Here is a 21,767-nt window from a genome sequence, read left to right as displayed (position 1 = left end):
GCTCGGACGCCGGGACTTTTCATTCTGGTACCGGCTGCATCGCAAGGGCGTCGTCCGAGATCGATGCGCTCGCCGTCCGCCACCATCGTTCAATGTCAGAGAGCCGGCCGGGAGATCAACGTCTCCCGGCCCCGTCGCTTACTTCAGAAAGCCGTTCTTCTTCAGAAAGTCCTCGGCCACGGCCTTGGCCGGCTCGCCGCCCACCTGCACGCGACCGTTCAGGTCCTGCAGGGTCACGAGATCGAGCTTTTCAAAGACGGGCTTCAGAAGCGTCTCGATCTCGGGATTTTCCTTCAGAACGGCTTCGCGGATGATCGGCGCGGGCTGGTAGACGGGCTGCACGCCCTTGTCGTCTTCCAAAACCACGAGGCCCGACGGTGCGATGCCGCCATCCGTGCCGTAGACCATGGCCGCATTGGCGCCGTTCGTCTGGTTGGCGGCCGCTGCGATGGTCGCCGCCGTGTCGCCGCCCGACAGCGTGATCAGCTGGTCGGGCTTCAGGGTGAAGCCGTAGGTGGTCTGGAAGGCCGGCAGGGCGGCTGCGGAATTCACAAATTCCGAAGAGGCCGCGAGCTTCACCGTACCGCCATCCGTGACGTATTTGCCGAAGTCGGAGAAGGTCTTGACCTTGGCGCTGTCGGCGACATCCTTGCGGATCGCAACGGCCCAGGTGTTGTTCGCCGGCGACGGTGTCAGCCAGACGATCTTGTTGGCGTCGTAGTCGAGCTTCTTGGCCTCCTCATAGGCCTTGGCTGCATCCTTCCAGGCGGGGTCTTCGGCCTTCTCGAAGAAGAAGGCGGCATTGCCCGTATATTCCGGATAGATGTCGATCTCGCCGGATGTGATCGCCTTGCGCACGACCGGCGTTGCACCGAGCTGCACGCGATCCGTCGTCTTGATGCCGTTCGCATTGAGGACCGACAGGATGATGTTGCCCAGCACGCCGCCTTCGGTATCGATCTTGGAGGACACGACGACCTGGGCCTGGGCTGCGGCGGCAAACGACATGGCCGCGGCTGCAGCCGCGATGAGTGTAGACTTGAGACGCACGTAAATTCTCCCCTGATGACACACTATCGTCCACGCGATGACGGCGATCGTCGCGGCATAGACTGTCATATGTGGCGACATCGAAGGAAAAACAGAGCGGTTCCGGGGCAAAATGCGACCCGTTCGTTTCAATGCAGCCTAAACGTGTATGCCGGGTGCCTCCTGCCCCGTCCGCTCGACATATTCGGTATATCCGCCGCCATATTGATGGATGCCATCGGGCGTCAGCTCCAGCACGCGGTTGGACAGCGCCGCGAGAAAATGACGGTCGTGCGAGACGAACAGCATCGTGCCTTCATAGGCCGACAGCGCCTTGATCAGCATTTCCTTCGTGTCGAGGTCGAGGTGGTTGGTCGGCTCGTCGAGCACGAGGAAATTCGGTGGATCGAACAGCATCGCCGCCATGACGAGGCGAGCCTTTTCGCCGCCCGAAAGAACCCGGCAGCGCTTGTCCACATCATCGCCGGAAAAGCCGAAGCAGCCCGACAGGGCTCTGAGCGGCGCCTGACCGGCCTTGGGAAACTGCTCTTCCAGCCACTGGAGAACCGTGCTCTCGCCGTCAAGCAGATCCATGGCATGCTGTGCGAAATAGCCGACCTTAACACTGGCCCCGACGGTAACCGTGCCCTTGTCGGGTGTCGTCGTGCCCGTCACGAGCTTCAGCAGCGTCGATTTTCCGGCACCGTTGATGCCCATGATGCACCAGCGCTCGCGTCGGCGGACCATGAAGTCGAGCCCGTCATAGATGGTTCTCGAGCCATAGGCCTTGTGGACCTGCTTGATATTGACGACGTCTTCGCCCGAGCGGGGCGCCGGCAGGAAGTCGAAGGCGACCGTCTGCCTGCGCTTCGGAGGCTCGACGCGGTCGATCTTCTCGAGCTTCTTGACGCGGCTCTGCACCTGCGAAGCATGCGACGCCCGCGCCTTGAAGCGCTCGATAAACTTGATTTCCTTGGCAAGCATAGCCTGCTGTCGTTCGAATTGCGCCTGCTGGTGCTTTTCGCTCAGCGCCCGCTGCTGCTCATAGAAGCCGTAATCGCCGGAATAGCTGGTGAGCGAACCGCCGTCGATCTCGATGATCTTGGTGACGATGCGGTTCATGAATTCGCGGTCGTGCGACGTCATCAGCAGCGCGCCGTCATAGGTCCTCAGGAAGCTTTCCAGCCAGATCAGGCTTTCGAGATCCAGATGGTTGCTCGGTTCGTCGAGCAGCATGACGTCGGGGCGCATCAGAAGAATACGGGCGAGCGCCACGCGCATCTTCCAGCCGCCCGAGAGCTTGCCGACATCCCCGTCCATCATCTCCTGGCTGAAGGAGAGGCCGTCGAGCACCTCGCGGGCGCGCCCCTCCAGCGCGTAGCCGTCCAGTTCCTCATAGCGCGCCTGCACCTCGCCATAGCGCTCGATGATCGAGTCCATTTCGTCCATGCGGTCGGGGTCGGACATGGCCGCTTCGAGGTCGCGCAATTCGGCCGCAACGATGCTGACGGGGCCGGCGCCCTCCATGACCTCGGCCACGGCGCTGCGGCCGGACATCTCGCCGACGTCCTGATTGAAGTAGCCGATCGTCACGTTCTTCTCGGTCGCGACCTGCCCCTCGTCGGGCAGCTCGGAGCCGGTGATCATGCGGAACAGCGTCGTCTTGCCGGCTCCGTTCGGGCCGACGAGGCCGATCTTCTCGCCCTTGTTGAGGGCCGCCGAGGCCTCGATGAAGAGGAGGCGGTGGCTGTTCTGCTTGGAGATGTTTTCGATGCGGATCATGATCGGTCGGGCCTAAGTGCGTTTCGGGTCGCCTTATGGCACGGGATCACCCCGATGTCCCGGGTTTTTGCTGCAGCGCACGCGCATCACAATAGGGATAGGCCGACGAGCGTGGCGATGGAGAGGAGGAGCGCCGGGATCATCACCACGGCCCCGAGCTTCAGGAAAGCCCACGTGCCGATCTCGATGCCCTCGCGGCGCAGGGCGGTGAGCCAGAGGATGGTGGCGAGCGAGCCGGTGACGGAAAGATTGGGGCCGAGATCGACGCCGATGAGGATGGCGGCCGCAACAAGGCTCGGCGCACCCGCGGCCTGAACGGCGCTGCCGGCAAAGAGCCCGGCCGGCAGGTTGTTGACGAGGTTTGCCGCAAAGCCGACACCGATACCGGCAACGCCAGCCGTCCACGCGGGCGAGGTCGCCGCGTTGCGGGCGAGGAGATCACTGAACATGCCGACGAGACCGGTGCCGCTGAGCGCCTCCACGATGACGAAGAGACCGGCGACCAGCGGCAGCACGCTCCACGAGATACCCTTGACGACGTCGACAGGCGGTTCGCGATTGACGACGACGATCAGGAGCGTCGTGGCGATGCCGGCAACCAGGGTGGGCAGGCCGAGATCGAGATCGAGCGCGGAGACGATCACGAGGCCGATGGCCGTCAGCGCAAGGCCGACCCCTGCGACGCGGGCGGCGGGCGACAATATCGGCATCGGCACATCGGCGGCGACGGTTTCCGAAGCGATGGCCCGGCGCTGTGTGAAGGCAAGCGTTACATATGTAACGGCAATCGCCACGATGGAGGGCAGCGTGAAGGTGCGCAGCCATTCCCCGAGCGGCGGCATCTCGCCGCCGCCGAAGATCACAAGGTTGGCGGGATTGGAAATCGGCAGCACGAAGCTCGCGGCATTCGCAATGAAGGCGCAGATCAGCAGGTAAGGCAGCGGGTTTGCAACCTTCGCCGCCCGCGTGGCGGCATAGACGGCCGGCGTCAGCACCACGGCCGTGGCATCGTTGGAGAGGAACATGGTGACGAGCACGCCAACCGCATAGATGAGGAAGAACAACCGCTTCGACGACCCCTTTGCGTGCCGCGTCGCGATGGCGGCCAGCCAGTCGAACAGGCCTTCCTTGCGGGCAAGCTCCGACAACAGCATCATGCCGATCAGGAACAGATAGACGTCATAGCCACGGGCGATGCCGCTCCAGACGGCCGATAGCGGCATGAGCCCGAGCGCCGCGATGACCGCAGCACCCGCCACCGCCCACACGGCCTCCGGCAGATGGAACGGCCGGGTGATGACGCCGGCGACGGCAAGGGCTGAGATGCCCCAGGTGAGCATGACGGGGGAGAGGAACGTCGGCATGAGTTTTCCGGCTGTGTTGACGCTTGAGAGATGGCGGGGAAGCGCGTTGTCTGGACCGGTCTTCTACACGGCCTGAACCCGCACGCGAAAGGCGCTGATCGGCTGGGCGATGTTCTTCACATGCTGAAAGCCGAGGTCGTCGAAGGTCAGGGGGCGCTGCTTGCGGACATGATCGCGCACCGCGCGGGAAATGCAGATCGCGCCCGGTTCGGCGAGGGCTTCCAGCCTTGCCGCCACATTGACCGTATCGCCGAAGACGTCGCCATCCTGCACCACGACATCGCCGACATTGATGCCGATCCGGAACGTCAGCCGCGCATCGTCATCGAGCTGCGCATTTGCCTGCGCCATCGCCTGCTGAATCTCGATCGCGCAGTCGATGGCCGAGAGAGCGCTGGCGAAGGCGGCGAGAACGCTGTCGCCCGCCGTGTTGACGATCGAGCCGCTGTGATGCTCGATGATCGGATCGATGCGGTCGCGCACGATCTTCAGGCTTGCCAGCGTCCGTGTCTCGTCGCCCTCCATCAGCCGGGAGTAACCGACGACATCGGCCGCCATGATCGCAAGAAGCCGCCGGTCGAGCCGCGAGAGCAGCTCGTCGCGCGTCAGTTCGGCGGAACGGGCGCGGCGGGCGGTGGCGCGCACGGCGACCAGCGCGAAGACGGCGGTGAGCAGCGCTAGAGCAAACACCACCATCTCCATGCGGGCACTGGCCTGCTGGGCGTCGGCCACGCGCTGCATACGCTGGTTGCTTTCCTCGGCCCGCATGGTCTTCAGCGCGTTGCGCACACCGTCCATCAGCATCTTGCCCTGGCCGGTCTTCATGATGGCCAGCGCCCCTGCCGTATCGCCCTCGCGCTGACGGTCGATACTCTGGCGCAGCTCCGACAATTTTTGGACGATCAGCGAGCGCAGGACGGCGACGTTGGCATCCTGACGCGTATTGTCGGAGAGCCCTGTGGCAAGCTCTTCCATCATGCGGTCGATCTCTTCGATCGAGGCCTCATAGGGCTCCAGATAGGTCCGGTCCTGCGTGATGAGATAGCCGCGCTGCCCGATCTCCGCATCTTGAAGCAGCGATTGCAGCGTCGAGATCCGCCGCTCATTGCCGATCGTGTGGGCGATGGCCTCCTGCGCCTGGCGCTCCCGCTGGGACAGAAGAACCGAGGCGCCTATGGAGGCGAAGGCGACGAAAAGCATGGCGACGATGATCATCCCCGCGCTCTGTCGCACCTCGTTGCGCGCCTGCAGCAGGAACGTGTTCACCGTCGGTCTGGCCATAGTCCCTCGCGCAGCAGCGTCACGGGCGTGCCGTGCGGCCCCGCGTAACAGCATAGATGTGTTCGTCACGTCGAATGGAAAGCATCGTCCGCGCATTTATGCTGCACAGCTTTTCCACCGTTTCCTGACGTTCAACAGTTAGGATCACTCCACGTCGAGCAGGGCCTGCGCAGTAGGCTCGTCGGTGATGAGGCCGGACAGGCGGCGGCTGGTGAGAACCGCGCGGATCGCCTCCACCTTGCCCGGGCCGCCGGCGATGGCGACGATGCGATCGGCCTTCGCGGAGTGGAACGAAACCGAGAGCGTGCGGGCCGTCAGCATGGTCTCAAGCAAGCGGCCGCGGGCATCGAAGAAATGGCCGAGCAGTTCGCCGACCGCACCGTTGCCAGAGATCTCGCGGATCTCGCGCGGCTCGATCATGCCGGAGGCGACCAGCTGGGCTGCAGGCTCTACCGTGCCGATACCGACGAATTTGAGGTCGGCGCCTTCGGCAAGCGCGAAGACCTCGCCGACGCCGCGCTGGGCGAGAAGAACCTCGCGATCCTCTGCCGTGTTGGCAAAGAAGGGGACCGGCATGACATAAGCCGTCGCCCCGGTCTTCTCCGCGATCTGGTGCATCACGTCATGCGGGTTGATGGCATAGTTGCGGGTCACGCCGCCGAGGAGGGACACGAAGGAGACCGTGGTGGCGGAAAGGCGCGGCATGTGGCGCACGGCGGCGGCCAGCGTGCGGCCATGGCCGAGACCGATCATCGCGTGCTCGCCGCGCTCGATCTCGCGCCGCAGATAGGATGCGCCGGCATAGGCGAGCGCCCGCAGCGGCAGGCCCTCCTCGCGCATGTCCGGCGCGACTTCGCAATATTCGAGGCCGTAGCGCTCGGCGAGTCGCGCCTCCAGATCGACGCATTCGACGATGTCGCCATCGATGGTGACTTTGACCATGCCGTCGGCCACGGCGCGCGCGATCATCCGGTGGGTCTTGACGGAGGGCAGGCCGAGCATCTTGGCGACGGCCGCCTGGGTCATGCCGCCGACATAGTGCAGCCAGGCGGCGCGGGTTGCGAGCGATTCCTCGGGGTCGATGGGGCGTCGGTTTCCGGCCATGTGTCCTGTCATGCGTTCTGTTGAGGCTTCTGGCGTTCTATAAAGGCTTCCGATCGCCAACGTCCTGCCGCAGGCCGATCCGTTTCGCCCTCACTTCTGCCATATACCCCGTCCCTCACGCCTGCACGTCATTTCAGCTCCCGCCTCCACGAACATCGGGCCTATCCGATGTTGAGGTCGGCAGCGCCCGTATCGATATGCGGCGCCCAGAAGGCGATGCTTTCCGCGATCTGTTCGATCACCTGACGGTCGTTCGGATCGCGCTCCTTGAAGGACAGCTCGAGGCAGATCTCGTTGTCCTCGGCACCTCCCTCGGCGAGTGCTTCCAGCAGCGGCGCGGGATGCACCCGGCCACGGGCGTTGAACTCGGACGTGAAAGGCCTGTGGCCACCCTTATCCATCAGGCTCTGCTTGATATGGATGATCGGCGAGAGCTTTGGCACCGCGCGCGCCCAGGCATAGGGATCGACATCGTCGGGATTGGGCGAGGTCACGTCGCCATGATCGATATCGGCCATCATCCACATGGGAATCGCCATATCAGCCGCCGTCAGCCGGTCCTGCAAGCGTATGCATTCGGAAATCGTCTCGCCGAACTCGCGCCCGACGCTCATCGGCTCCCAGAAGATGTAGTGAAGACCGGCCGCCTTGCCATGCTCGGCAACCTCCGACCAGCAGTCGATGGCGATCTTGACGAGCTCTTCGCGCCGGGCGGGATTGTCGAAATCCTTATAGGTGAAGATGGCGAACTGCGTGCCGACCGAGACGCCGCCGAGATCCGCCGTGATATCGGCAAAGGTCTTGAACCAGTCGACATAATAGCGCCGCACGTCCCGGTCGGGGTGGCCGAAATGGTTGAGGCGTCCGTAGGGACCCGTCATGCCCGAAGTGATGCGCACGCCGGTCCGCGTGAGAGCCGCCCGCATATCCCGCGTCAGGCGGCGGATGACGGGTGCGGGCCAGCTCGGATTGATGAACTCGTGCGTCAGCTGCAGATCGCGGATCTTCAGTTCACGCGCCACGGTATCGATCAGGTCGTCCGGCTCGGCGAACCGGTTGACCAGCGGATTGGTGTTGAGCGACAGGGTCAGCTTCATGATCGATCCTCAGGCCGCCAGCGCGACATGCGCGTCGAACCAGTCCGCAAACGCCGTCCGCTCGGCTTCCGTCAGATGCAGGTTCTGCTTGGTGCGGCGCACGAGCACGTCTTCGGCCGTCTCCGCCCATTCGTTGGCAACGAGATAGCGCACCTCGGCCTCGTAGAGTTGTCCGCCGAAGTGGCGGCCGAGCCCGTCGAGCGATGTCACACCCTTGACGATGCGGTTAACGCGGGCGCCATAGAGGCGGCCGTAGTGGTTGACCAGTGCGCGCGGCATCCAGGGGTAGTCGCTGCGCATCCGTTCAGTGAACTGCACGTAATCGGCGTTCGGGATCTCGCCGCCCGGCAGCGTCGCTCCCCGAGTCCAGTCGCCCTTCATGTTTGGAAAGAAGCCGGCGATCTTCTGGATGGCGTGTTCGGAGAGCTTGCGGAAGGTCGTGATCTTGCCGCCGTAGATGTTGAGCATCGGGGCGCCGCCGGTCTCGTCAAGCTCGAAGACATAGTCGCGCGTGACGGCAGACGGGTTGCCCTTGCCGTCGTCGAAGAGCGGACGAACGCCGGAGAAGCTGTGCAGCACATCGCTGCGGCGCAGCTTCTCCTTGAAGTAGCGGTTCACGGCGGCGAGCAGGTAATCGATTTCCTTCTCCTCGGCCTGCACCTCTTCCGGACGGCCTTCATAAGGAATGTCGGTGGTGCCGATCAGCGCCTTGTCGCCCTCGTAAGGGTTGATGAAGATGACCCGCTTGTCGTGGTTCTGCACGAGATAAGCCTGTTGACCGTCCCAGAACTTCGGCACGACGATGTGGCTACCCTTGACGAGGCGCACGTTGCGGCTGCTGTTGGAGCCTGCGACCCTGCCGACGATATCGTTGACCCAGGGGCCGCCGGCATTGACGAGAACCTTCGCCCGGAAGGACGATATTTCCCCGGTGCGCTCGTTGCGCGTCTCCACGCGCCAGCCGCCGTCCTCCCGGCGGGCGCTGATGCAGGCGGTGCGCGTCAGCACCGTTGCGCCGCGCTCGGCCGCGTCGAGCGCGTTCAACACCACGAGGCGGGCGTCGTCCACCCAACAGTCGGAATACTCGAAGCCTTTGGTATATTTGTCGAGGATCGGCGCGCCCTCGGGATCGCGATGCAGATCGAGCGAGCGGGTGCCGGGCAGGCGCTTGCGGCCGCCGAGATGGTCGTAAAGGAAGAGGCCGAGCCGGACGAGCCAGGCGGGACGGTCGTCCGGGCTGTGGGGCAGCACGAAGCGCATGGGCCAGATGATGTGGCTTGCCGAATTGAGGAGAACCTCGCGCTCGATCAGCGCCTCGCGCACCAGCCGAAATTCGTAATATTCGAGATAGCGCAAGCCGCCATGGACGAGCTTGCCGGAGCGCGACGACGTGCCTTCTGCCAGATCCCCTTTTTCGCAGAGGATGACCTGGAGGCCGCGGCCTGCGGCATCGCGCGCGATGCCGGCGCCGTTGATGCCGCCGCCGATCACGAAGAGATCGACCGTCTTTGCTTCTGTCATGTCAGGCTCCTCAAAGGTGGGACGCGTCGTCGCGCGTCGTCGTGTCGGCAAGGCCTAAAACGGCCGTCGTCTCGTCTTTCTCGGGGCTCGCCTGCCCATGCTCGTCGGCCAGCGTTTCCCATACGGGCGCAAGCGACTGGCGCGCCGCGACATAGGCCGGATAGAGGCGGTCGTAGTGGCGGGCGAGATCGGGATCGGCCGCTTCGGCCTGCCCCAAGAGCGGGCTCACCCATTCGTCGATGCAGGCATCCATGGTGGGGTATACACCGAGGGCCACGGCCGCCATCATCGCGGCACCGGCGGCCCCTGCCTCCTCGCGGTCGGAGATGCGAACCGGAGCATCGACCGAGGCGGCAAGGACGCTGCGCAGCGCGCGGGAACGGGCGGCACCGCCGGTCAGCCGCAGTTCCTCCGGCATCGCGCCCATGGCCGCGTAGCAATCGCGCGTCGCCATGCCCAGCCCCTCGACCACCGCGCGCAGCATGTCGGGAAAGCCATGGCGGGTGGAAAGGCCGATAAAGCCGGCGCGGGCATTGGCATTGACGAAGGGTCCGCGTTCGCCGGCCTCGGAAATATAGGGATGATAGAGCAGCGCGCCGGGCCGCGTCGTTTCCAGCCAGTGCTCGATCCGCCCGACGAGATCGGAAAACGCGACCTGCCGGCCCGCATCCGCCATCAGATCGGCGGCCAGGCGCAGGATCCAGTCGATGTTCAGGGTCGCGCCCATGTTCGTCTGAACCTGGGTGACGATGCCGGGTACGGGCAGCGCGATGACATAGCCCGTCCCCTCGGCGTTCAGATGCACCGCGTCCACGGGCTTGGCGCGCATGTGGACGCCGGTGGAGCCGACGGTGGAGCAGGCGGCATTCGTCGAGCGCGTGCGCACGCCGGCACCGAGCGCGGTCATGACCATATCGACATAGCCAAGCGACACCGGTGTTCCCGCGAGAAGTCCGGTCGCCCGGGCGGCGTCGGCGGAGAGCGGGTGCATGACCTCCGTGCCATCGATGATCTCCGGCAGGAGGGTGCGGCGATGGGCAAGACCGAGGCTGTCGATCGCCACGTCATCGTAGCGCCGGGTGCGGAAATTGCCGAAAGTGAAGCTAGCTTCCGACGGGTCCGTGGCGCGGATGCCGGTGAGGTTCAGGTAGAGCCAATCCTTGCAATGCAGCGCGACATCGGCGCCGTCTAGAAGCTCGGGGCGGTGCCGGTCCATATGCGCCATCTGCGCGCCCTGCTGGCAGGTGTTGAGCCCTGTGCCCGTCGCCTCGAAACGGGCGCGGTCCTCGCTGCGGCCGGCAAGGCGGCGCACGGTCGGCGCGGCGCGGGCATCGAGCCACAGCCAGGCATCGCCGACGGGACGGTTGTCCGGCCCGACGAGCCAGGTTCCGTCCCCTTGCGCGGTTACGGCCAGGGCCGCGGTTCTTGCCGCAAGGCCGTCGATCTTTTCGGAGAGGCCTTTCAGCGCGGAGACGCAATCCGCCCAAGTCTGCGTCAGGGACTGGGTGGCGGAGCCATCGTCGCCGGTGACATAGACATTGCGGACGGATGCGCAGGCGAGCTGTCGTCCGCCCAGATCGAAGGCCACGGCCTTGATGACCGACGTTCCCGCGTCGATACCGATGATGATGTCACGCATGACGCCGGTTCCTGCGCGCCAAAACGGGTCGCAGCCGCGCTCCTGCCCATCGCGTCATCGAAACTCCTCCCATCCTCGCAAAACTCTTCCTCCGAAGAGTGTTCGGCGCCGGCGCCTCCAGAGAGATCAACCGGGAAAGCAGAACCCCTGAAACGTCCGGCCAACCGAAACGATCGATATCTCACAGACATAACATTGTCATCGAAATATCTTTCTGTTCTCGTATTTTTTTTCATAGAGATTGCGATTTGTCAAGATCGTCTGGAGGCGATCCCAATGAGTCACCTTTATAATTCCGTCACCCTCTCACCTGTAATGACACCCGCAAGCGCCGCGTCAGACAACGTTGCAGATCATCCCGATATCACCAGATATCAGATTATTATTTAATATTTTCAACTCACTAAACCGACATCCGTGCCGGTCAAACGCCACACCCGCGGCCAATGCCTCCTCCTGATCCTGAATTCTGATAAGCACGACCTCCCCGACATCCGAGCGTGCCACACGTCCGTTACCCAAAATTTCCGCGCTTACCAACATGCCTTTCCGAAAGCCGCAGCCGTTGACACCTCGAAATTTTTCTATCATTGTTTGCCTCGTTGATAACACAGACCTACCATCTGTTATCACCCAGCATGAAGGCCGATGGGAGGAGATCGTCGGCGGATGCGTGAAGGAGGAGACGCCATGACCAGCACCGCAATCCCGTTCCGCCGATCTGCCCTGCTCTCGCGGCAGGCGCTGCCAGCAGACAGGTGCATTCCCGTCATCCTTCGCCAGAGCTGAAACCCGACCCGACCGTCCCTCCGTCGCGGGAAGTCTGCGGCGTCCATTCGACCCTTGCGCCTCTTTCGAGAGGCGATTCCAGATTTGAGGCTTTCGTCATGAGCACCGTTGCCGACACGAAATCGCTGAACACCCCTCTCCTGACCCGCGGACGCGCGATCGCGGCGGCACTCGCCGTGGTCCTCGTCGGTGCCATGGTCTACGACACGAGAGTGGTGCGGATCGGCTCTGAGCATGACGTGCGCGCCGACGTGTTCTCACCCGAAGCCTTTGGGACGGAGAACTTCCCCAAAGTGCGCGACAGCGTGGTCAGCCGCGCGGTCGATGCCGCCGAACTCGGCAGCGCGATCGCCGCCGACAAGGCTGCAGCCGGCACGAAATACGGCGTTGCCACCAGCACCGGACCGGTCATTCCGGTCAAGTTCACCGGCACGGTCGGCGAGCGGATGTCGAGCACCAACACGATCGCCGTTACGGGGCTGCCCGAGGGAACCGTGGTGCGGGTGCAGACCGGCCCGGCCATCAACGGCACGGACCTGCGGGACGCGACCGGCGAGATCGAGTTCGGCCAGTTCACCAACCAGATCGAGTACCAGAACGCCGGCTCTGCGCTGAACAACGCCATGAAGAAGGAGACGCTCGGCAACATCGATCCGACAGCGCTCGAAGGCAAGACGGTCGAGATCACCGGCGTCTTCAAGCTGATCAACCCCAAGAACTGGCTGGTGACACCGGTAATGGTGACCGTGAAATGAACGCCGTCACCGCCAGCACAGCCCGCAAAACATCCGGCGACCACGGCGCCGTCGTCATGGAAGCGCGCAACATTGCCAAGTCCTATGGCAGCATCCACGCGCTGAAAGGCGTGAACTTCGAGATCTGTCGCGGCCAGGTCACCACGCTGTTCGGCGAGAACGGGGCCGGCAAGTCGACGCTGATGAAGATTCTCTCTGGCGTCATTCAACCGACCTCCGGCGAGATCATGCTGGATGGCGCGCCCGTCACCTTCTCCTCCTCGTCGCATGCCCGCGACAGCGGCGTCTCGATCATCCATCAGGAACTGTCGCTGGCGCTGAACATGAACGTTCGCGACAACATCTTCATGGGCCGCGAGATCATGGGCGCGACCGGTGTCGATTACGCCGAGGAAGAACGGCAGACGCGGCTTCTGATGGAAGAGCTGGAGGAAGAGATCGACCCGCTGACGCCGGTCGAGGCGCTTCGCCTCGGGCAGCAGCAGATCGTGGAAATTGCCCGCGCCCTGTCGGTCAATTCCCGCATCCTCATCATGGACGAGCCGACTTCGGCGCTGAGCGCGTCGGAAGTCGAGGTGCTCTTCAAGGTCATCCGCGACCTCACAGCGCGCGGCGTTTCCATCGTCTATATCTCACACCATCTCGAAGAAGCGTTGCAGATCACCCATCACGCCGTGGTGCTGCGCGACGGCACGATGACGGCCTATGCGGCGCGGAGCGAGATCGATCTCGAATGGATCGTGCGCAACATGGTCGGCGAGAACTTCGATCTCGGCGCGCCGCCGACCGGCTATGCCTTCGGGCCGGTCGCGCTGTCGATCGAGAACCTGTCGGTGCCGGATGCCTCGGGCGCCGACTATTCCGTGGTCGACAATCTCTCGCTCGACGTGCGCGCCGGCGAGGTCGTCTGCATCTACGGGCTGATGGGTGCCGGGCGCACCGAGCTTCTCGAATGCGTGGCCGGCCGGCTGCAACCGTCTGCCGGCCGCGTCATGCTGCACGGGCAGGACGTGTCCGGGCTCTCGATCGCAGCGCGTATCGACAACGGGCTGGTGCTTGTGCCGGAAGACCGGCAGCGCGACGGGCTGGTGCAGACGATGACCGTCGGCAGCAACCTGTCGCTCGCCAGCATCGGCGCCTTTACCAAGGGCATTTTCACCTCGCGCCGCAGCGAGGCGGGGCTCGTGACGGACGCGATCGCCAAGGTCCACATCAAGACGGATGGTGGGGCCGCACCCATCGGCTCGCTGTCGGGCGGCAACCAGCAGAAGGTGGTCATCGGCAAGATGCTGGCGACGGACCCGGAGGTCATGCTGCTCGACGAGCCCAGCCGCGGCATCGATATCGGGGCGAAGTCGGAAGTGTTCAAGCTGCTCGCCGAGCGCGCCCGCCAGGGCCTCGCCGTCATCTATTCGACATCGGAAGTGGGCGAATGCCTGAGCATCGCGCATCGCATCGTCGTCATGCGCCGTGGCCGCATCTCGGCCGAGTTCGGCTCCGACGTCACCAAGGAAAGCATCATGGCGGCATCCGGCGAAAAGGCTGGCGGCCATGGATCAGATGGGCACGAGCCCGAAACGAGGACGCAGTGATCATGTCGGCAACCAACTCATCCGCGCGCCCGACCCCGCAGAAGAAGACGATGAATATCGGTCAACTCCTGCTCGAGGGCCGCGCCTTCTTCGCATTGATCGCGATCATCGTCGTGTTCTCGCTGCTGTCGCCCTATTATTTCTCCGTCGCCAATTTCCTGATCATGTCGTCGCATGTGGCGATCTTCGGTATCCTCGCCATCGGCATGCTGCTCGTCATCCTCAACGGCGGCATCGACCTCTCGGTCGGCTCCACCCTCGGCCTGTCCGGCGTCGTCGCGGGCTATCTGATGCAGGGCGTGACGCTCGATGCGTTCGGCGTGGTGCTCTATCCGCCTGTCTGGGTCGTGGTCATTCTCACCTGCGCGCTCGGCGCCTTCGTCGGCGCCGTCAACGGCGTGCTCATTGCCTATTTCCGCGTTCCCGCCTTCGTGGCGACCCTCGGCGTGCTCTATGTCGCACGCGGCGTGGCGCTACTGATGACCAACGGCCTGACCTTCAACAATCTCGGCGGTCGCCCGGAACTCGGCAATACCGGCTTCGACTGGCTGGGCTTCAACCGTCTGTTCGGTGTGCCGATCGGCGTTCTCGTGCTCGCCCTCCTCGCCATCCTCTGCTTCGTCATGCTCAGCCGCTCGGCCTTCGGCCGCTGGCTCTATGCGTCGGGCGGCAACGAGCGCGCGGCCGAGCTTTCCGGTGTGCCGGTGAAACGGGTCAAGATCATCGTCTACGTGCTTTCGGGCATCTCTGCGGCCATTGCCGGCCTCGTCCTTTCGTCGCAGCTCACCTCCGCCGGCCCGACGGCCGGCACGACCTATGAGCTGACGGCGATTGCGGCCGTTGTCATCGGCGGCGCGGCGCTGACCGGCGGACGCGGCACGATCGGCGGCACCATGCTCGGCGCCTTCGTCATCGGCTTCCTGTCGGACGGCCTCGTCATCATCGGCGTGTCCTCCTACTGGCAGACCGTCTTTACCGGCGCTGTCATCGTGCTCGCCGTTCTGCTCAACAGCATCCAGTACGGCCGCCGCCCGAAGTAAAGGCGACCGACACACGACCTTCTCCGCATCACCGGCTTTCTGCCTTCTCAAGGAGAGGCAGGGGTCCGGCCACGGACAAGCACCGCCGGGTGACCGGCACAACCGAACCGCATTTCAACCGGGAGAGAGACCATGATGAAAAAAGCAAGCCGCCTGCTGATGGCAGCCGCCGCTGCCGCAACGATGTTTGCCAGCACCGCCTATGCCGAGGGCCTGATGACGGTGATCGTCAACGACCCGTCGAACCCCTACTGGCTGACCGAAGGCAATGTGGCGAAGGCCGCCGCCGAAAAGCTCGGCTACACCGCGACCGTCGGCGCGCACAAGGGCGACACCAACACCGAAAGCAACCTGATCGACACCGCCATCACCAACAAGTCGGTCGCGATCATCCTCGATCCGGCCAACGCCGACGGCTCCGTCGGCGCTGTCAAGAAAGCCGTTGCCGCCGGCATCCCGGTCATTCTCGTCAATGCCGAGATCAACCAGGAAGGCCTTGCCAAGGCGCAGCTCGTGTCCAACAACGCGCAGGGTGCAGCCCTCGGCGCCACGCAGTGGGTGGAAGCCGTCGGCGACAAGGGCAAGTATGTCGAGCTTTTCGGCGCACCCTCAGACAACAATGCCGCGACCCGCTCCAATGGCTACGAGACCGTGCTGACGCAGTATCCGGACCTCGAAAAGGCGGCTTCCGAAGTGGCCGACTGGGACCGCACCAAGGGCCACGACAAGATGCAGTCCATGTTGCAGGCCAATCCGGATATCAACGGCGTGATCTCGGGCAATGACGAAATGGCGCTCGGCGCCATCGCAGCGCTGAAGGAAGCCGGCAAGATCGCCAACGTCAAGGTCGGCGGCTTCGACGGTTCGCCGGATGCAGTCGCCGCCATCAAGGCCGGCGAATTGCAGTACACCGTGCTTCAGCCGGTCGCCGTCTTCTCGGAAGAAGCCGTGAAGCAGGCCGACAGCTTCATCAAGACGGGTGCCACGGGCGCCAAGTCCGAAAAGCAGCTGTTCGATTGCCTGCTGATCACCAAGGACAATGTCGACAAGTACTCGGCACCCTTCGTGCTCGACAAGTAAGCATTCGACACCAGAGAGGGTGCCGCTTGCGGCGCCCTCTTTCTCCTGACGCGCCCCTTGTCACGCCCGGCGGTCGCATCCTTGCGAACGGGTTTCCCGTTAGAGGTTTTATGCGCTAGGACGCATACAGAGCGAACAGAGGGGCTAAGGGATGACGAACAGGACAACCGTCGGTCAGTTCATGTCCGAGCTTCCCAGCGACAGTCGCCAGGCCCGCCAGATCGTGCGCCGCCAGCTGATCGCCGAGGCCGTGATGGCCGAGGGCTCGATGCGGATCGAAGACCTGACCGACCGTTTCGGCATCAGCCTGATGACCGCGCACCGGGATGTCGACGAGCTCGTCAGCCGCGGCCTCTTTCGCAAGACGCGCGGCATCGTGACGGCCGCGCCGACGAGCCTTATCGAATCCAGCGACGTCTACCGCTCCAGCCGTCAGGCGCGGGAGAAAGCCGCCATCGCGCAGGCGGCCATGACCTTCATCGAGCCGGGACAGGCGATCTTCTTCGACGACAGCACCACCGTGCTGCAAATGGCGCATCACCTGCCCGAAAAGGTGCCGCTGACGGTCATCACCAATTCGCTCAATCTGATGAACGACCTGAAGGCCGTGCCGGACGTGACGCTGCTCGGGCTCGGCGGGCAGTTCTACAATTGGTGCAACGCCTTCATGGGGCGCATGACGATCCGCGAGATCGAGAAGCTCAGGGCCGATACCGTGTTCATGTCGATGTCGGCCATTCTGGACGACGTTGCTTTTCACCAGTCGCCGGAAATGGTGGAGACCAAGCGGGCGATGTTCGACAGCGCCGCCATGCGCATCCTTCTGGCCGACCACACGAAATTCGAGCGCCGGGCGCTCTATTCCTTCGCTGCGCTGACCGAATTCGACCTCGTCATCGTGGACGACAACATTGCCCCGGAGCATCTGGAGCGCATGCGCTCCAAGGGCATCAACCTGATGGTCGCGCCAGTGGATCGGCCGAAGGCAGGCCGATAGGACGTCCGCTCACGCAGCACTTTCCGGATTGACGAAGACGAGCTCCATGCGGTCGGCGAGGAAGCGGGTGCGGATCGCCTGCAACGGCCGGCCGTCGAGATCCACATCCACCGCATTAGTCACCAGCACGATGGCATCGCCGGCACAGGAGAGCGCATCGGCATCGCCCGGCGAAACGCGTTCCGCCGTCAGCCGCGTCTCGCGCCTTCGATAATCGGCAAGTCCACAACGGCCAAGCGCCTGGGTGATCGAGCCTTCCTGCGCATAGGCGGCGATAATGCCGGGGAACCGTTCAGCCGGGAAATGCGAGGTGGAGCGGGACAGAGGCACGCCATCCACCACGGCCATATGATCCAGCCGGTGAAGCGGGGCTCCGAGCGCTAAACCGAGCAGCCGCGCCATGGCCATGTCGGCCGATACCTTCTGCGATCCGACAAGCCGGCCCGAAGGCTCCAGCGACTGGCGCATCATGTTCTCGGAGAACCGCGCCCGCGTGCCGATCGGATAGGAGATGCGCGGCTCGACCGGATTGACGAAGGTGCCGCGCCCCCGCTCGGCCCGGACGATCCCCTCTGCCGCGAGAACCGCAATGGCGCGGCGCACCGTGTGTCGGTTGACGCCGTAGTCGGCTGCGAGCTCAGTTTCCGGCGGCAGGCGGTCGGTCACCACAGCGTCCATGATCGATGCGCGAATACCGTCGGCAACGCGCCGCCAGCGGGAAATACCGTCATCCTGCCCGTCCAATGTCAGCTCCTTCTCTTCGTATCGCGCCGTAGTGTCATAGCGGCGTCACGATTCCCGGGTTATAAATCGGATCAAGATTAGTTGTCTACACAAATAGACAAATAGGATCCGAAATGACCAGAGAACATCAGATATCGGGCCGCAAGCGCGCCCTCGACGCCATGGCGTCCATGCCGGCCGATCTTCTCGGCGAACGCTACGGCGCGATTGCCAAAGCGGCACCGCAGGCCATTCCAGTGCGCGGCCCCGAGATCGGCGCCGTGATGGTGCGCGGGCGGATCGGCGGCGGCGGCGCTCCGTTCAACCTTGGCGAGACGAGCGTGACGCGAGCGACCGTAAAGCTCGACAGCGGCGAGGTCGGCCATTCGATCATTCTCGGCCGCGACATCGAAAAGGCCCGCATGGTCGCACATCTGGATGCGCTCGGGCAGCTCGACGCATGGCAGGCCGTGATCGAAACGGATGTCGTCACGCCGGCGCTGGCGCTCGATGCCGAGGCGCGCAAGCAGCGCGCGGAAGAAACGGAAGCGACGCGCGTCGATTTCTTCACGCTGGTCCGGGGAGAAGACCGATGAGCCTCGCCTTTGTCGACGGCGGCTTCGCCGAACCCGTCTTCGGATCGCAGCGCGCCTTTCGCGCCCTGATGGATGCCTTCGCGCGACCGGGCACCGTCGCGGATCTCTCCGGCCTTGCCGTGCCGCCGGCACCGATATCCCCTGCGGCCGGCGCGATCCTGCTGGCGCTCGCCGATGCGGACACGCCCGTTTTCTTCGAGACGGACATGCCGGACGTGAAGGCCTGGACCGGCTTTCACACGGGTGCTGCGGCAACCGCTGACGCGTTGTCGGCCCGTTTCGTCCTCCTTTCGGATGACAGCGACTGTGCCGGCTGGCGCCGATTTGCCGTAGGCACGGCGGAATATCCGGATCGTTCGGCCACACTGCTCCTGCCGGTTGCGGAGCTTCGCGGCGGGCAGCGCCTCACCCTTCGCGGACCTGGCATCGAGACCACGACCGACATCGCGCCGCAGGGCCTGGGCGCCGGCTTTCTCGACGTGATGGCCGCCAACCGTGCCGGCTTTCCGCTCGGCTTTGACCTCGTCCTCGTTTCGGGCGGCGAGGCTCTGGCTTTGCCCCGCACCACACGCATTCAGGAGGCCTGAGCCATGTATGTAGCCGTCAAAGGCGGTGAAGCCGCCATCGAGAAGGCGCACAAACTTCTGGCCGACCGTCGTCGGGGAGATCGCTCCGTTCCTGCTCTCTCGCTCGAACAGATCGCGGGCCAGCTTTCGCTGGCTGTGGACCGTGTCATGGCCGAGGGATCGCTCTACGATCCCGAGCTTGCAGCCATGGCCGTGCGACAGTCGCGCGGCGACATGATCGAGGCGATCTTCCTCATCCGCGCCTATCGCACGACGCTGCCGCGTTTCGGCGCAACCCGGCCGGTGGAGACGGCGGCCATGCGGATCGAGCGGCGCGTCTCGGCCACTTACAAGGATATTCCCGGCGGACAGCTGCTGGGGCCGACCTTCGATTATACCCACCGCCTGATCGATCCCGATATGGCCGGCGACCATCCCGTCGCGCCCGGCGCGCGGCGTGACGTGACGGAGGATGCCGCCTACCCGCGCGTGACGGATATCCTCAACGCCGAAGGCCTGATCGAGCCGGATATCGCCTCCGATGCCGAGCCCGGCGACCTCACCCGCGACCCGACCGGCTTTCCCGCCGGCCGCGACCTCCGGCTTCAGGCACTTGCGCGCGGTGACGAAGGTTTCCTTCTGTCGCTCGGCTATTCGACCCAACGCGGCTACGGCCGCACGCACCCCTTCGTCGGTGAAGTGCGCATTGGCCTCGTCGATCTGGAAATCGACCTGCCGGAACTCGGCTTTGCCATCAATATCGGCGCGATCCGGGTCACCGAGTGCCAGATGGTGTCGCAGTTCAAGGGCGGCGGCGAGGACGGTCCGCGCTTTACGCGCGGCTATGGCCTCGTCTTCGGCCAGTCGGAACGCAAGGCCATGTCGATGAGCCTTGTCGATCGCGCGCTGCGTGCGGACGAGTTTGATGAAAACAGGGCGGCACCGGCGCAGGACGAGGAGTTCGTCCTCTCGCACTGCGACAATGTCGAGGCCACCGGCTTCGTCGAGCATCTGAAACTGCCGCATTATGTGGATTTCCAGGCCGAACTCGACCTGCTGCGCATGCTGCGGCAGGAACATGCGGCGGAAAAGACCGCCGGGACGGACCGACAGGAGGCCGCGGAATGACCTTGCCCGCCTATAACTTCGCCTATCTGGACGAACAGACCAAGCGCATGATCCGCCGCGCGATCCTCAAGGGCATCGCCATTCCGGGCTATCAGGTGCCCTTCGCCTCCCGCGAGATGCCGATGCCATACGGCTGGGGCACCGGCGGCGTACAGGTGACGGCCGCCATTCTCGGGCCGGACGACATTCTCAAGGTGATCGACCAGGGCGCCGACGACACGACCAACGCCGTCTCCATCCGCGCCTTCTTCGCAAAGACCGCCAATGTCGCGACGACGACCAAAACAGCGGAGGCGACGATCATCCAGACCCGCCACCGCATTCCGGAAGAGACGCTGAAGGCGCACCAGACCATCGTCTTCCAGGTGCCGATCCCCGAGCCTCTGCGTTTTCTCGAGCCCCGCGAGACCGAGACGCGGGTCATGCACGGGCTGGAGGAATACGGCCTCGTGCATGTGAAGCTCTACGAGGACATCGCCCAGCACGGCCATATCGCCACAACCTATGCCTATCCGGTGAAGGTCGAGGGTCGCTATGTCATGGACCCCTCGCCCATTCCGAAATTCGACAATCCGAAGCTCGATCGCTCGCCCGCCTTGCAGCTCTTCGGCGCGGGACGCGAGAAGCGCATCTATGCGCTGCCGCCTTTCACCCAGGTGACGAGCCTCGATTTCGAGGATCACCCCTTCACCGTCCAGACCTTCAGCCGCCCCTGTGCGCTCTGCAACGCGACCGGCGTCTACATGGACGAGGTGGTGACCGACGACCGGGGCGGGCGGATGTTCGTCTGCTCCGACACCGACCATTGCGAGACGCGGCAAGCGGACGGCCACACGGGGGCCGGCCTGCCGCAGCTCGGGGAACATGCGTCAATCGAGCAGGAGACCACGCGATGACCGATCCCATCCTCTCCGTCCGCGGGCTCGAAAAGCGCTACGGCGCCTTCATCGGCTGCACCGACGTCTCCTTCGACGTCTGGCCGGGCGAGGTCGTCGCCATCGTCGGCGAGTCCGGCTCCGGCAAGACGACGCTGCTCAACTGCATCTCCGGCCGGCTGGAGCGCTCGGCCGGCGAGATCCGCTACCGGATGCGCGACGAGCGCTTCCCCGACCTTGCCGATCTCTCGGAAGCGGAGCGTCGCTTCCTGATGCGCACCGACTGGGGCTTCGTGCACCAGAACCCGGCCGACGGGCTGCGGATGCGCGTTTCGGCTGGCGCCAATGTCGGCGAGCGGCTGATGGCCGTCGGCGAGCGTCATTACGGGACTATCCGGCGCACGGCTGGCGACTGGCTGTCGCGCGTGGAGATCGCCGCCGAGCGGATCGACGACCAGCCGATCGCCTTTTCCGGCGGCATGCGTCAGCGCCTGCAGATCGCCCGCAATCTCGTTACCCATCCACGGCTGATCTTCATGGACGAGCCGACCGGGGGCCTCGACGTTTCCGTGCAGGCCCGCGTGCTCGATCTTTTGCGCGGACTGGTCACCGACCTGTCGCTCGCCGTCGTCATCGTCACCCACGACCTCGCCGTGGCGCGACTTCTGTCGCAGCGCATGATCGTCATGAAGGGCGGGCACATCGTCGAAGCCGGGCTGACGGACCGGGTGCTGGACGATCCGCGCCATGCCTACACCCAGCTTCTCGTCGCCTCCATTCCTGAATCCTGAGCCCGAATGCCGAACCGG

The 21,767-nt window shown here is 64.4% G+C and carries 19 protein-coding genes; 10 read left to right on the top strand and 9 right to left on the bottom strand.

The window, feature by feature from the left end:
• Positions 1–138: 138 nt before the first annotated feature.
• From GA0004734_RS04510 to GA0004734_RS04475, 8 genes are all read right to left on the bottom strand, one after another.
• Positions 139–1,008 (bottom strand): glycine betaine ABC transporter substrate-binding protein OsmF, encoded by an 870-nt coding sequence (locus GA0004734_RS04510; RefSeq protein WP_092935913.1) that lies wholly within the window; start codon positions 1,006–1,008, stop codon positions 139–141.
• A 180-nt stretch (positions 1,009–1,188) separates the two neighbouring features.
• Positions 1,189–2,811: a ribosomal protection-like ABC-F family protein gene (abc-f, locus tag GA0004734_RS04505; RefSeq protein WP_092931551.1), complete on the bottom strand. Its 1,623-nt coding sequence runs from the start codon at positions 2,809–2,811 to the stop codon at positions 1,189–1,191.
• 86 nt (positions 2,812–2,897) lie between these two features.
• The gene (locus GA0004734_RS04500) at positions 2,898–4,175 is read right to left on the bottom strand and encodes an arsenic transporter (protein WP_092931549.1); all 1,278 of its coding nucleotides are present in this window, start codon (positions 4,173–4,175) and stop codon (positions 2,898–2,900) included.
• 63 nt (positions 4,176–4,238) lie between these two features.
• Entirely contained in the window at positions 4,239–5,456 is a 1,218-nt protein-coding gene (locus tag GA0004734_RS04495) for a CHASE3 domain-containing protein (protein ID WP_175386220.1), read from the bottom strand.
• Positions 5,457–5,600: 144 nt separating this feature from the next.
• Complete coding sequence (locus GA0004734_RS04490; RefSeq protein ID WP_092931545.1) at positions 5,601–6,560, bottom strand: sugar-binding transcriptional regulator; 960 nt, start codon at positions 6,558–6,560, stop codon at positions 5,601–5,603.
• A gap of 161 nt (positions 6,561–6,721) precedes the next feature.
• Positions 6,722–7,657 (bottom strand): sugar phosphate isomerase/epimerase family protein, encoded by a 936-nt coding sequence (locus tag GA0004734_RS04485; protein ID WP_092931543.1) that lies wholly within the window; start codon positions 7,655–7,657, stop codon positions 6,722–6,724.
• A 9-nt stretch (positions 7,658–7,666) separates the two neighbouring features.
• Positions 7,667–9,178, bottom strand: a complete 1,512-nt coding sequence (locus GA0004734_RS04480; RefSeq protein WP_092931541.1) for a glycerol-3-phosphate dehydrogenase — start codon at positions 9,176–9,178, stop codon at positions 7,667–7,669.
• A gap of 10 nt (positions 9,179–9,188) precedes the next feature.
• Entirely contained in the window at positions 9,189–10,817 is a 1,629-nt protein-coding gene (locus GA0004734_RS04475; protein WP_092931539.1) for an FGGY-family carbohydrate kinase, read from the bottom strand.
• 887 nt (positions 10,818–11,704) lie between these two features.
• Between GA0004734_RS04475 and GA0004734_RS04470 the strand changes: the two genes are divergently transcribed.
• The 5 genes from GA0004734_RS04470 (at position 11,705) to GA0004734_RS04450 (ending at position 17,070) form a co-directional block, all read left to right on the top strand.
• Entirely contained in the window at positions 11,705–12,361 is a 657-nt protein-coding gene (locus GA0004734_RS04470; RefSeq protein WP_092931535.1) for a DUF2291 family protein, read from the top strand.
• Positions 12,358–13,953 (top strand): sugar ABC transporter ATP-binding protein, encoded by a 1,596-nt coding sequence (locus tag GA0004734_RS04465; protein ID WP_092931533.1) that lies wholly within the window; start codon positions 12,358–12,360, stop codon positions 13,951–13,953. The genes GA0004734_RS04470 and GA0004734_RS04465 overlap by 4 nt, the downstream gene beginning before the upstream one ends.
• 50 nt (positions 13,954–14,003) lie before the next feature.
• On the top strand, positions 14,004–14,993 hold the full coding sequence (locus GA0004734_RS04460) for an ABC transporter permease (protein ID WP_245292477.1): 990 nt from the start codon (positions 14,004–14,006) through the stop codon (positions 14,991–14,993).
• 132 nt (positions 14,994–15,125) lie between these two features.
• On the top strand, positions 15,126–16,073 hold the full coding sequence (locus GA0004734_RS04455) for a D-ribose ABC transporter substrate-binding protein (RefSeq protein ID WP_092931529.1): 948 nt from the start codon (positions 15,126–15,128) through the stop codon (positions 16,071–16,073).
• A gap of 151 nt (positions 16,074–16,224) precedes the next feature.
• A complete protein-coding gene (locus GA0004734_RS04450) occupies positions 16,225–17,070 on the top strand; it encodes a DeoR/GlpR family DNA-binding transcription regulator (RefSeq protein ID WP_092931527.1) in 846 nt (281 codons plus the stop codon).
• Positions 17,071–17,079: 9 nt separating this feature from the next.
• Here the strand turns inward: GA0004734_RS04450 and phnF are convergent, their stop codons facing one another.
• Positions 17,080–17,814: a phosphonate metabolism transcriptional regulator PhnF gene (gene phnF / locus GA0004734_RS04445; RefSeq protein WP_245292340.1), complete on the bottom strand. Its 735-nt coding sequence runs from the start codon at positions 17,812–17,814 to the stop codon at positions 17,080–17,082.
• A 113-nt stretch (positions 17,815–17,927) separates the two neighbouring features.
• On the opposite strand from phnF, the gene phnG reads away from it, so the two are divergent.
• The 5 genes from phnG to phnK are packed head-to-tail and all read left to right on the top strand — an operon-like array spanning position 17,928 to position 21,749.
• The gene (gene phnG / locus GA0004734_RS04440; protein WP_092931523.1) at positions 17,928–18,389 is read left to right on the top strand and encodes a phosphonate C-P lyase system protein PhnG; all 462 of its coding nucleotides are present in this window, start codon (positions 17,928–17,930) and stop codon (positions 18,387–18,389) included.
• Positions 18,386–18,976, top strand: coding sequence for a phosphonate C-P lyase system protein PhnH (gene phnH, locus GA0004734_RS04435; RefSeq protein ID WP_092931521.1), 591 nt, complete (start codon positions 18,386–18,388; stop codon positions 18,974–18,976). Before phnG ends, phnH begins: the two co-directional genes overlap by 4 nt.
• Before the next feature lie 3 nt (positions 18,977–18,979).
• Positions 18,980–20,083, top strand: a complete 1,104-nt coding sequence (locus GA0004734_RS04430) for a carbon-phosphorus lyase complex subunit PhnI (RefSeq protein WP_092931519.1) — start codon at positions 18,980–18,982, stop codon at positions 20,081–20,083.
• Positions 20,080–20,979: an alpha-D-ribose 1-methylphosphonate 5-phosphate C-P-lyase PhnJ gene (locus GA0004734_RS04425; protein WP_092931517.1), complete on the top strand. Its 900-nt coding sequence runs from the start codon at positions 20,080–20,082 to the stop codon at positions 20,977–20,979. The genes GA0004734_RS04430 and GA0004734_RS04425 overlap by 4 nt, the downstream gene beginning before the upstream one ends.
• Positions 20,976–21,749: a phosphonate C-P lyase system protein PhnK gene (gene phnK / locus GA0004734_RS04420; protein ID WP_092931515.1), complete on the top strand. Its 774-nt coding sequence runs from the start codon at positions 20,976–20,978 to the stop codon at positions 21,747–21,749. The genes GA0004734_RS04425 and phnK overlap by 4 nt, the downstream gene beginning before the upstream one ends.
• The last annotated feature ends 18 nt before the right edge of the window (positions 21,750–21,767 follow it).

Source organism: Rhizobium sp. 9140, from assembly GCF_900067135.1.
Lineage (GTDB): Bacteria > Pseudomonadota > Alphaproteobacteria > Rhizobiales > Rhizobiaceae > Ferranicluibacter.
Note: the sequence above shows the minus strand (reverse complement) of the source record. Positions and strands in the feature narration are given on the sequence as shown.